Source organism: Paraburkholderia monticola (assembly GCF_001580545.1).
In the GTDB taxonomy this organism is placed as follows: Bacteria; Pseudomonadota; Gammaproteobacteria; order Burkholderiales; family Burkholderiaceae; genus Paraburkholderia; species Paraburkholderia monticola.
On sequence record NZ_LRBG01000001.1, the window covers coordinates 280,387 to 292,658 of the forward strand.

Sequence of the window (12,272 nt, forward strand, 5' to 3'; positions counted from 1 at the left end):
GCCTGCGAACCATGAACGCCGCGCCTGACCCTCATGGGAAACGTTCGGCGCGGCGCGGGAAAGCGCCCTGCGCTCTCCCGGCTCGTCTGTTTCTTTATTTAGCGATCGACGCGCTCTTGAGGCGGCCGAAAGCGCCTTCGACCAGCGCCTTCTGCTGCTCGTAGTGCTTCGCGTAGTAACCGACTGCAGGCGAAGCCGAAGCCGGGCGGCCGCTGTACGCCAGCTTCTGCCCGTCCTTCATGCCTTCCTTCAGGTGGTGCTCGATGTAGAACCACGGGCCCTGATTCTGCGGCTCGTCCTGCACCCACACCACTTCGGTCGCGTTGTCGTACTTCTTCATTTCCGCTTCGAACTGCTTGTGCGCGAACGGATAGAGCTGTTCGATACGGATGATCGCGACGTCGTTCGCCTTCGCTTCGCGGCGATGCGCGATGAGGTCGTAGTACACGCGGCCCGAGCAGGCGACCACGCGCTTGACCTTCTTCGCGTCGATGGTTTCGTCCACTTCGCCGATGACCGGCTGGAACGAACCCTTCGCGAGTTCCGACAGATCCGAGACGGCTTCCTTGTGGCGCAGCAGCGACTTCGGCGTGAAGACGATCAGCGGCTTGCGGAACAGGCGGATCATCTGGCGACGCAGCAGGTGGAAGACCTGCGCCGGCGTGGTCGGCTGAACGACCTGCATGTTGTGGTCTGCGCACAGTTGCAGGAAACGCTCGATACGCGCCGACGAGTGCTCCGGACCTTGGCCTTCGTAGCCGTGCGGCAGCAGCATGGTCAGGCCCGACACGCGGCCCCACTTCACTTCGCCCGACGAGATGAACTGGTCGATCACGACCTGCGCGCCGTTCACGAAGTCGCCGAACTGCGCTTCCCACGCGACGAACGTGTTCGGTTCAGCGGTCGAGTAGCCGTATTCGAAGCCGAGCACCGCTTCTTCCGACAGCACCGAGTCGATCACCGTGAACTTCGCCTGGCCTTCGGCGATGTTCTGCAGCGGCACGTACGTGCCGTCGTTCCAGCGCTCGCGGTTCTGGTCGTGCAGCACCGCGTGACGGTGCGTGAACGTGCCGCGGCCCGAGTCCTGACCGGTCAGGCGCACGGCATAACCGGATGCGACCAGCGAGGCGAACGCGAGATGCTCGCCCATGCCCCAGTCGAGCTTCGATTCGCCGCGACCCATGGCGCGACGGTCGTTGATCACGCGCTCGACGAGCGGGTGAACCTTGAAGTTTTCCGGAATCGTGGTGATGCGCTCGGCGAGGCGCTTCAGTTCCGCGAGCGGCACGGCCGTGTCGGCCGCGTCGGTCCACTTGCGGTTCAGGAACGGCACCCAGTCGACCGCGTACTTGCTCTTGTAGTTCGAGAGTACCGGGTCGATCGTGTGATGGCCTTCGTCCATCGCCTTGCGGTAGGCCTTGACGAATTCGTCGCCTTCGTCGGCCTTGATCACGCCTTGCTGCACGAGCTTTTCAGCGTACAGCGCGCGCGTACCCGGGTGCTTCGCGATCGTCTTGTACATCAACGGCTGCGTGACCGCCGGGGTGTCCTGCTCGTTGTGGCCCAGCTTGCGGAAGCAGACGATGTCGACGACGACGTCCTTGTGGAACTGCATGCGGAAGTCGATGGCCATCTGGATGGCCAGCACGACCGCTTCGGGATCGTCACCGTTCACGTGCAGAACCGGCGCTTCGATCATCTTGACGACGTCCGAGCAATACAACGTGGAGCGCGAGTCGCGCGGGTCCGACGTCGTGAAGCCGATCTGATTGTTGATGACGATGTGCAGCGTGCCGTGCGTGCCGTAACCGCGCGTTTGCGCGAGGTTCAGCGTTTCCATCACGACGCCCTGGCCCGCGAAAGCCGCGTCGCCGTGGATCTGCACCGGCAGCACCTGGAGGCCGTCTTCGTCGCCGCGACGATCCATACGCGCCTTCGCCGAGCCCTCGACCACCGGGTTGACGATTTCGAGGTGCGACGGGTTGAACGCGAGCGACAGGTGAACCGGACCGCCTTCCGTCGCGACGTCCGACGAGAAGCCCTTGTGGTACTTGACGTCGCCAGCCGGCAGATCGTCGACGTGCTTGCCTTCGAATTCGGCGAACAGGTCAGCCGGCATCTTGCCGAGCGTGTTGACCAGCACATTCAGACGGCCACGGTGAGCCATCGCGATGACGATTTCCTGAACGCCGCGCAGACCGCCGTGACGCACGACTTCGTCCATCGCCGCGATGAAGCTCTCGCCGCCTTCGAGCGAGAAGCGCTTCTGGCCGACGTACTTGGTGTGCAGGAAACGCTCGAGGCCTTCGGCGGCCGTCAGGCGGTTCAGGATGTGCTTCTTCTTGTCGTTGCTGAAGCTCGGCGTCGAACGGATCGACTCGAGGCGTTCCTTCCACCAGCGCTTCTGCTCCGGATCGCTGATGTACATGTACTCGGCGCCGATCGTGCCGCAATACGTGTCGCGCAGGGCCTTGACGATCTCGCGCAGCGTCGCGCGCTCGAACCCGAAGTACAGATTCGTTGCGCTGAACTCCTCGTCCATGTCGGCTTCGGTGAAGTCGTAGAACGCGGGTTCAAGTTCGGGGATCGCGGGACGTTCGCGGCGCTTCAGAGGATCGAGATTGGCCCATTGCGAGCCGAGGAAGCGATATGCGCCGATGAGGGACTGGACGTAAACCTGTTTGCGGGCGGTTGCGAGATCTTCGCCGCCGGCCGTTGCGCGCGGCAGGAAGGCATTGGCCTTGGCGCGCTGGGCAAACGATTCGACGATCGGGCCGTGGGCCACGTCGTTGGCATTACTGCCATCCGATGCGGGCACGTTCTGCAACGCATCGAAATAGCTGCGCCAGGTCTCGGGCACTGACGCCGGATTATCGAGATACGCTTCGTACATTTCTTCAACGTACGGAGCATTGCCGCCGAACAGATAAGAGTTCGACTGGAATTGCTTCATCATTTTTACGCTCACCTTTCTTCGAGCTTCTCGAGAAATAGCGGGTTACAGAACCTTCCGCGACACGGCCTGACCGTTTAGCGGATTGCGCGAATCAAGTCTTGCTTGGAAGGACCTAAAACTTTGCACCCGGGAGCATAGCACAGAACGAATAGCCCAGATAGCGAACCGCGTAGGCGCAAACGCCGTGATGACGGGCGTTTCACGGGTAGTCAGGCACCTCTTCATGGCGCGCAACAATGTTCTGCGGGAAATGAAAACGAAGAGCGTGATCGGGTTGCCACTGATCGGCGGCCGAGGAATACGGCGGGCATGATGCAGCGCCGCAAGATTGCTGCGCCGAAAACAAAGAAGCCACCCGAAGGTGGCTTCCGTTCCCTGCTAACCGGACAGGTTCGAGTCCTGCTTACTCGCCGGCAACCTTGTTGCGGCTCGCGCTGCGGCGCTCGTGTTCCTTCAGATAGCGCTTGCGCAGACGGATCGATTTCGGCGTGACTTCGACCAGTTCGTCGTCGTCGATGAACTCGACCGCGTATTCGAGCGACATCTGAACCGGCGGCACGAGACGCACGGCTTCATCGGTGCCCGAGGCGCGCACGTTCGTGAGCTGCTTGCCCTTGATCGGGTTCACGACGAGGTCATTGTCACGGCTGTGAATGCCGATGATCATGCCTTCATACAGCGCATCACCCGGCGTCACGAACATGCGGCCGCGATCCTGCAGCTTCCACAGAGCGTACGCGACGGCTGCGCCGTCGTCCTGCGAGATCAGCACGCCGTTGCGACGCTCGCCGACCGCGCCTTCCTTGACCGGCTGGTACGAATCGAACGTGTGGCTCATCAGGCCCGTGCCACGCGTGAGCGTGAGGAATTCCGACTGGAAGCCGATCAGACCACGCGCCGAAATACGGTACTCGAGACGTGTGCGGCCACGGCCGTCCGACGCCATGTCCAGCATTTCGCCCTTACGGCGGCCGAGCTCTTCCATCACGCCGCCCTGGTGGGTGTCTTCCATGTCGACGGTCAGGTTTTCGTACGGCTCGTGCTTGACGCCCTCGATTTCCTGCATCACGACGCGCGGACGCGACACGGCCAGCTCGTAACCTTCGCGACGCATGTTCTCGACCAGAATGGTCAGGTGCAACTCACCACGACCCGCCACTTCGAATGTGGTTTCGTCGCCGGTGTCGCGCACGCGCAGCGCGACGTTATGGTTCAACTCCTTCATCAGGCGGTCGCGAATCTGACGGCTCGTGACGAACTTGCCTTCGCGGCCCGCGAGCGGCGACGAGTTGACGAGGAAGTTCATCGTCAGCGTGGGTTCGTCGACGGTGATCATCGGCAGCGCTTCAGGCTGTTCCGGCGAGCAGATCGTCACGCCGATGCCGACTTCCTCGATACCGTTGATCAGCACGATGTCGCCGGCTTCTGCCGAGTCGACCTGCACGCGATCGAGGCCTTCGAACGACAGCACCTGGTTGATCTTGCGATTGAGGATTTCGCCGTCCGGACCCGAGCGCACCGCGACGGCCATGCCCGGCTTGATGCGGCCACGCGTGATCCGGCCAATGCCGATACGGCCGACGTACGACGAGTAGTCGAGCGACGTGATCTGCAACTGCAGCGGACCTTCCGGATCGGCCGGGCGAACCGGCACGTGCTCGAGAATCGCTTCGAACAGAGGGCGCATGTTGCCGTCGCGCACGTCCGGCGAGAGACCAGCATAACCGTTCAGGCCCGATGCATAGACGATCGGGAAGTCCAGCTGCTCTTCGTTCGCGCCGAGCTTGTCGAACAGGTCGAAGGTCTGGTTGATCACCCAGTCGATGCGCGCGCCCGGACGGTCGACCTTGTTGATCACGACGATCGGCTTCAGACCGAGCGCGAGCGCCTTCTTCGTGACGAAGCGGGTTTGCGGCATCGGGCCTTCGACCGCGTCGACGAGCAGCAGCACCGAGTCGACCATCGACAGCACGCGCTCCACTTCGCCGCCGAAGTCGGCGTGTCCCGGCGTGTCGACGATGTTGATGTGCGTGCCTTCGTACTCCACCGCGCAGTTCTTCGACAGGATCGTGATGCCGCGCTCCTTTTCGATGTCGTTCGAGTCCATCACGCGCTCGGCGATCTGCTGATTCTCGCGGAACGTGGCGGTCTGACGGAGGAGCTGGTCGACGAGCGTAGTCTTGCCGTGGTCGACGTGAGCAATGATGGCGATGTTGCGTAGGGCGCGGGTCATAGGAAACCTGAAGACGGTTGAGTGCGCCGCTTGCTAATGCTGCTGGTCGAAGAGCTAAACCACGACAACAAGCCCAAAGCGCACTTTTGGGAACCCAACATTATAGCATGTACAAATGATCCTTTCTGGTATTCCCCGATAGACCGTCCGTTCTTCGCCTCATCAACGGCGGTCGCACGGGCCCTCCCCCGCGCCCTACGTCAATCCGTACCGCTTGCTTCTTGAGCGCGAAGAAATCCTTGCCTAAGCTGTAATAACGCTTGTCGTGTCAATCAACAGCCCGTTATACTAATGCCTAGTCAACCATTGCATTCGCACGAGAATCATGACGGAGCCGTCCCACGAATCCACGCCTGACCTCAGCGAGTACCAGCTCGGCGAAAGCGTTGGCTATCTCCTCTCGCGCGTGAAATCGACCCTGTCGAACCTGATCACGCAACGCACCGTGGCCGAACTCGGCATCACGAGCCAGCAAGGCAGCATCCTGTTCATGGTGGCGAGCGGCAAATGCCTGCTGGCGGCCGAACTGGCCCGTGAATACGGTATCGACGCAAGCGCCGTCACGCGGCTGATCGACCGGCTCGAGAAGCGCGGCCTGCTCACGCGCGTGCGCAGCAACGAGGACCGACGCGTCGTGCGCCTCGCGTTGACGCCGGAAGGCCATGCGATCGCGGCCCGCATGCCGGGCATTTTCAACGGCGTGCTCGATAACCTGCTGAACGGGTTCACCCCCGAGGAAGTCGGGTTCCTGAAGAGCATGCTGCGCCGCGTGCTGATCAATTCCGGCGAACAAACGGGACTTTCCCGCGATGCCGCAAGCCATCTCGATACCAAATCTTAAGAAGTTGCTTGCTGCGTCCACCATTACATTCCACTCAAAGAGTCGAGCGATGAAATCCCTTTCCCTGTCCGCGCCCGCGCTGTCAAGCCGGGCCGCTGTCGCCGCCGCGGTGACAGCGCTCGCCCTCACGGGGTGCGCGAACTACTTCGGCGTCAAAAGCGACAAACAGATCGCCTCGCCGACGCAGTACGAGTCGACGCAGAGCCTGCCCAACGAGGGCGGCCAGTGGCCATCGCTCGACTGGGCCAACCAGTTCGGCGACCCGCAACTGCCGAAGCTGATCGCGGAAGCACTCGAGGGGAGCCCGTCGATCGCCCAGGCGCAGGCGCGGCTCGCGAAGGCTTCGTCGTATATCGAAAGCTCGCGCGCGGCGCTGTTCCCGAAGGTCAATGCGAGCTATTCGTGGACCCGCGAGCTGTACTCGGCCAACGCCCTCTATCCGCCTCCGTTCGGTGGCACGTGGTATAGCGAGAACAACGTGCTCGCGAGCGCGTCGTGGGACCTCGACCTGTGGGGCAAGAACCGTCAGCGGCTCGGCCAGGCCGTGTCGCAGCAGAAGGCCGCCGAGGCCGACGTGCAGCAGGCACGCGTGACGCTGGCCGCGTCGGTGGCGAGCACCTACAACCAACTCGCGCAGTTGTATGCGTTCCGCGACATCTCCGCGCGTGAGATCGCGAACCGTCAGGATGTCGGTCGAATCACGAATGACCGCGTGACGGCTGGCCTCGACACCAACGTCGAGAAGCAGACCGCCGCCGGCAATGTCGCGACGAGCCAGTCGAACCTGACCGACCTCGACGGCCAGATCACCGTCGTGCGCTACCAGTTGGGCGCGCTGCTCGGCAAAGGGCCGGATCGCGGCCTGCAGATCGACAAGCCGGTGCTCACGGGCGGCAACGTGGTCGCGCTGCCGGACAATATCCCGGCCGATCTCGTATCGCGCCGCGCGGACATCGTCGCCGCACGCTGGCAGGTCGAAGCCGCGATGCACGACGTGAAGGAGGCGAAAGCCGAGTTCTTCCCCGATGTGAATCTCGCAGCCGGCTTCGGTTTCGACGCGTTCGGCTGGGGCCGTTTCCTGACCGCGTCGAGCCGTCAGATCCAGTTCGGACCGGCGATCCATCTGCCGATCTTCGACGCCGGCGCGCTGCGCGCGCAACTGAAGGGCCGCTATGCCGACTTCGAGGGCGACGTCGCGAGCTACAACCAGACGCTGATCAATGCGTTGCAGGACGTGTCGACGCAGGTCTCGTCGATCCGCTCGATCGACCGCCAGCAGGGCGATGCCCAGCGCGCGCTCGACGCGTCGACCAAGGCCTACCAGCTCGCCGTGGTGCGCTACAAGGCGGGCCTGTCGCCGCAGTTGCAGGTGCTGACCGCCGACGAAAACCGGCTCGCCGCCGAGCAGACGGTGACGGGTCTGCAGATGCGCCGCCGCAGTCTGCAGATCGGCCTGATCAAGGCGCTGGGTGGCGGCTTCGACGCGACGCAGACCGGTCTCGTGGTGCCGCCGAACGATGGCCCCGCATCGGCCAACGCAGCGAACCACGCCACGAGCACCGCCGCAAACTGAGCGAGCCCGCCCGCGCCAACGCACACGCACGAACACCCGAATAAACGACGACGTTCAAAAGAACCCGGAGCACATCAATGAGCACCCCCCAGCAGCCCGCCACTCCACCGCAAGCGGCGAACAACGGCAAACGCAAGCGCATGATGACGCTGCTCGTCATCGTGATCCTGATCGCCGCGGTCGCCTACGGTCTGTACTACTTCCTCGACGCGCGCTTCCATGAAGACACCGACGACGCCTACGTCAGCGGCAACGTCGTACAGATCACGCCGCAGGTCACCGGCACGGTAATCGCGGTCAACGCGGACGACACCCAGGTCGTCAAGGCCGGCGACCCGCTCGTCGTGCTCGACCCGGCCGACGCGCGCGTTGCGCTCCAACAGGCCGAGGCGAATCTCGCGCAGGTGGTGCGTCAGGTGCGCGGTCTGTTCGCCGACGACAGCCAGTACGAAGCGCAGGTCGCGGCGCGCCAGGCGGACCTGTCGCGCGCCCAGGATGACCTGAAGCGCCGTATGACGGTCGCGCAGACCGGCGCGGTATCGCAGGAAGAAATCTCGCACGCACGCGACGCCGTCAAGTCCGCGGAAGCCGGGCTCGACGCCGCCAAGCAACAGCTCGCGGCAAACCGCGCGCTGACCGCGAACACCACGATCGCCGATCACCCGAACGTGCAGGCAGCCGCCGCCAAGCTGCGTGACGCCTACCTGAACCACGCTCGCAACACGCTGCCCGCGCCCGTCACCGGCTATGTCGCGAAACGCTCGGTGCAGGTCGGCCAGCGCGTATCGCCGGGCACGCCGCTGATGGCGATCGTGCCGCTGCATGACGTATGGGTCGACGCGAACTTCAAGGAAGTGCAACTGAAGCACATGCGCATCGGCCAGCCGGTCGAACTGACGGCCGACGTGTACGGCTCGTCGGTGCCGTATCACGGCAAGGTGGTCGGCTTCTCGGCCGGCACGGGTTCGGCGTTCTCGCTGCTGCCGGCGCAGAACGCGACTGGCAACTGGATCAAGGTCGTGCAGCGTCTGCCGGTGCGTATTTCGCTCGATCCGCAAGAACTCGAGAAGCACCCGCTGCGCATCGGTCTGTCGATGCAGGCTGACGTGAACATCAAGGACGACACAGGCGGCCAGCTCGGCCAGGCGCCGACCACGACTTACCAGACCAACGTGTTCGACAAGTACGGCGCGGAAGCCGACGCGGAAATCGCGCGCATCATCGCGGAAAACGCTGGTCCGAACGTGAATGGCGGCTCGCAGAAGTCGACCGCGGTGAACGGCGCGGCCGCGAAATCGGCGGCAAACAAGAAGAGCTAAGGCTCCGCGCGACGATTCATAGAAGGCTCTCTTAATGGCTCAGCCTCAGGCACAAGTCGCTCACCCGCCACTCGAGGGTGCGCAACTGGTGATCGGCACCATCGCGGTGTCGCTCGCCGTGTTCATGAACGTGCTCGACACCTCGATCGCGAACGTGTCGATCCCGTCGATTTCCGGCGACCTCGGTGTGTCGTCCGACCAGGGCACGTGGGTGATCACGTCGTTCGCGGTGGCCAATGCAATTTCGGTGCCGCTGACCGGTTGGCTTACCGACCGCGTCGGCCAGGTGCGGCTGTTCATGGCGTCGATCATCCTGTTCGTGCTGTCGTCGTGGATGTGCGGACTCTCGCCGAACTTGCCGTTCCTGCTTGCGTCGCGCGTGCTGCAAGGCGCGGTGGCAGGCCCGATGATCCCGCTGTCGCAAACGCTGCTGCTCGCGAGCTATCCGCGCGCGAAGGCGCCGATGGCGCTATCGATGTGGGCAATGACCACGCTGATCGCGCCGGTTGCCGGCCCAATTCTCGGCGGCTGGATTTCCGACAATATCTCGTGGCCGTGGATTTTCTACGTCAACATTCCGGTCGGTGCGATCGCGGCCGTGGCAACGTGGATGATCTTCCGCAACCGCGATTCGGTCATCCGAAAGGCGCCAATCGACGGCGTCGGCCTCGGTCTGCTGATCGTCTGGGTCGGCTCGCTTCAGGTCATGCTCGACAAAGGCAAGGACCTCGACTGGTTCTCCTCGACCACGATCGTAGTGCTCGCGCTCGTCGCGGTGATCGCGCTCGCGTTTTTTATCGTGTGGGAGCTGACGGCCGAGCATCCGGTGGTCGATCTGTCGCTGTTCAGCCGACGTAATTTCACCGGCGGCACGATCGCGCTGTCGATCGGCTATGGACTGTACTTCGGCAATCTCGTGCTGCTGCCGCTGTGGCTGCAGACCGATATCGGCTACACCGCGACCGAAGCCGGACTCGTGATGGCGCCCGTCGGTCTGTTCGCGATCCTGCTCTCGCCGCTGACCGGCAAGATGCTGCCGCGCACCGACCCGCGCTATATCGCGACGCTGTCGTTCCTGATTTTCGCGCTGTGTTTCTGGATGCGCTCGCGTTATACAACCGGCGTCGATACGTACTCGCTGATGTTGCCCACGCTGATCCAGGGCATCGGCATGGCCGGCTTCTTTATTCCGCTCGTGTCGATTACGCTGTCGGGTTTGCCGGGCCATCGGATTCCGGCCGCCTCGGGGCTGTCGAATTTCGTGCGGATCATGTGCGGCGGTATCGGCACGTCGATTTTCCAGACCGCATGGGATCACCGCACGATCATGCATCATGCGCAACTGACCGAGCAGGCGAACGCCTACAACCCTACGTTTGGTCAGTCGATTCATCAGATGGGTGCGGCGGGCCTGGATCAGCAGCAGACCTATGGTCTGTTCAACACCATGGTCACGCAGCAGGCCGCGCAACTCGGCGTGAACGATCTGTTCTTCATTTCGGCCGGCATTTTTGTCGCGCTGATCGCGCTGATCTGGATCACGCGGCCGGAACGCGCAGGCGGAGACGCGGGAGCGGCGGCGGCCGCAGCGCATTGAGCGGGTTGTTCGTGGTGTTGCTTTAGTTCGACACGGCTGCAGCAGAGGGCATGAAAAAAGCGGGATCGCCATCGAGCGATCCCGCTTTTTTATCGTCCGCGTTCGACTGGCAAAACGGAAGTATCTAGCTCTCCGCCGTCACGACCAGACGTTCGGGCGCAAGCACGCCATCGCCGGGCTTCGCGACGCCAAGAAGCCGCCCCTGCGCCGAGTACACCCTCACGCGCGCAGCACTCAGCGCGTCGGCGGCGATCGTCAACGACGACAGCTTCAGTCGTTGACCGTGAAGGAAGCGGCGTGTGTCGTCGTCATTGAGAGAGACCTGCGGGAACGTCGACAGTAACGCGTCGACCGGTTGCAGCCATGCGTCGCGTTCGACCTCGGTCGCGTCGGACAATGCGTCGAGTGTGATCGAATGCTCGAGCGTCAGCGCGCCGACGCCCGTGCGTCTGAGCGCGACCAGATGCGCGCCGCAGCCGAGCGCCTCACCGATGTCCTCGGCAAGCGTACGCACATAGGTGCCCTTGCTGCAGGTCACGCGAAACGTGACATCCGGCAATGCGCATGCGATCAGCTCGAGCGCGTGAATCGTCACTCTCCGCCCCTCCCGCTCGACCGTCTGGCCAGCGCGCGCGTACTCGTACAGCGGCTTGCCGTCACGCTTGAGCGCCGAGTACATCGGCGGAATCTGAACGATCCCGCCGATGAAGCGTGGCAAGGCCGCCCGCACCGCCGCTTCGTCGCAGTCGACCGCGCGGATCTCGAGCGCCTCGCCTTCGGCGTCGCCGGTGGTCGTGCGGATGCCGAGGCGCATCGTCGCCTCGTAGGTCTTGTCAGCTTCGAGAAGATCTTGAGAAAACTTGGTGGCCTCGCCGAAACACAGCGGCAACAGGCCGGTTGCGAGCGGGTCGAGCGTGCCGGTGTGGCCCGCCTTTTTCGCCAGATAGAGACGTTTCGCGCGAATCAGCGCGTCGTTGCTCGACAGGCCGATCGGCTTGTCGAGCAGCAGCACGCCGTCGAGCGCGCGACGCGGCACGCGGGGGCGTTGAGGTGCGGTCATATCGAATGAGGCAGAACGTTCGGGAAATGCGAAAAACGGCGCCGCGCGCTACATCGAACGCCGCGGCGAAGCAGTCGCTCAGTCGTCCTTCGCGCGCGTGGAATTTGCCTCGTCGATCAGACGCGACATTTCGACGGCGCGCTCGATCGTCTTGTCGTAGTGGAAATGCAGCGTCGGCACCGTATGGATATGCAGGCGCTTGAACAGCAGATTGCGCAGATGGCCGGCCGCGTGCGTCAGTGCTTCGAGCGTCTGTTGCGGGTCGCCCGTCAGCGTCGTGAAGTAGACCTTCGCGTGCGCGTAGTCGGGCGTCAGCTCGACGCTCTGAAACGTGACGATGCCGATGCGCGGATCCTTGACCTCGCGCAGCAGCTCGGCCAGGTCGCGCTGGATCTGATCGGCGATCTGCACGTTGCGATTGGGAGAAGTACGTTTTTTAGACATGGTGTTGTGTGCTCCGCGATGACGGATGCAAAAAATGGTTCGCGCGGGCCGTGTTTGTTATTCATTCGATACGGCGGCGTCGCGCGTCGCCGCGGCAAGTGAGCAGACTGTCGGCGCGATGGTCTCGCGCCGTAGGCCCACTCACGACGAACGCGGCATCGAAGCCAGCGACAAACTCGACACAGCGGGCTCAAAAACAACGGGCGGAGCGGGCGTCAAGCCCGTTCCGCCCGTTGTTGTGCCGTGCCG

At 63.3% G+C, this 12,272-nt stretch carries 8 protein-coding genes; 4 read left to right on the forward strand and 4 right to left on the reverse strand.

All coding sequences use genetic code 11. The annotated features are described in order from the left end of the window. Nucleotides 1-94 precede the first annotated feature (94 nt). Nucleotides 95-2,956, reverse strand: coding sequence for a 2-oxoglutarate dehydrogenase E1 component (locus tag CI15_RS01300; protein WP_062123509.1), 2,862 nt, complete (start codon nucleotides 2,954-2,956; stop codon nucleotides 95-97). A 403-nt stretch (nucleotides 2,957-3,359) separates the two neighbouring features. Further along, nucleotides 3,360-5,189, reverse strand: coding sequence for a translational GTPase TypA (typA, locus tag CI15_RS01305; protein WP_062123512.1), 1,830 nt, complete (start codon nucleotides 5,187-5,189; stop codon nucleotides 3,360-3,362). 325 nt (nucleotides 5,190-5,514) lie between these two features. On the opposite strand from typA, the gene CI15_RS01310 reads away from it, so the two are divergent. The 4 genes from CI15_RS01310 to CI15_RS01325 all read left to right on the forward strand — a co-directional run bounded on the left by CI15_RS01310 (nucleotide 5,515) and on the right by CI15_RS01325 (nucleotide 10,519). Continuing rightward, complete coding sequence (locus CI15_RS01310) at nucleotides 5,515-6,030, forward strand: MarR family winged helix-turn-helix transcriptional regulator (RefSeq protein WP_062123515.1); 516 nt, start codon at nucleotides 5,515-5,517, stop codon at nucleotides 6,028-6,030. A gap of 49 nt (nucleotides 6,031-6,079) precedes the next feature. Then, nucleotides 6,080-7,603: an efflux transporter outer membrane subunit gene (locus tag CI15_RS01315; protein WP_062123517.1), complete on the forward strand. Its 1,524-nt coding sequence runs from the start codon at nucleotides 6,080-6,082 to the stop codon at nucleotides 7,601-7,603. A 77-nt stretch (nucleotides 7,604-7,680) separates the two neighbouring features. Beyond that, nucleotides 7,681-8,922: an EmrA/EmrK family multidrug efflux transporter periplasmic adaptor subunit gene (locus CI15_RS01320; RefSeq protein WP_062123519.1), complete on the forward strand. Its 1,242-nt coding sequence runs from the start codon at nucleotides 7,681-7,683 to the stop codon at nucleotides 8,920-8,922. A gap of 34 nt (nucleotides 8,923-8,956) precedes the next feature. Then, nucleotides 8,957-10,519 carry a DHA2 family efflux MFS transporter permease subunit gene (locus CI15_RS01325; RefSeq protein ID WP_062123521.1) on the forward strand — a complete coding sequence of 521 codons (1,563 nt, stop codon included), beginning with the start codon at nucleotides 8,957-8,959 and terminating at the stop codon, nucleotides 10,517-10,519. A gap of 124 nt (nucleotides 10,520-10,643) precedes the next feature. On the opposite strand, the gene truB is transcribed toward CI15_RS01325, so the two are convergent. Next, nucleotides 10,644-11,579 carry a tRNA pseudouridine(55) synthase TruB gene (truB, locus tag CI15_RS01330; RefSeq protein WP_062123524.1) on the reverse strand — a complete coding sequence of 312 codons (936 nt, stop codon included), beginning with the start codon at nucleotides 11,577-11,579 and terminating at the stop codon, nucleotides 10,644-10,646. A 78-nt stretch (nucleotides 11,580-11,657) separates the two neighbouring features. Beyond that, a complete protein-coding gene (gene rbfA / locus CI15_RS01335) occupies nucleotides 11,658-12,023 on the reverse strand; it encodes a 30S ribosome-binding factor RbfA (protein ID WP_062123527.1) in 366 nt (121 codons plus the stop codon). Nucleotides 12,024-12,272 lie beyond the last annotated feature (249 nt).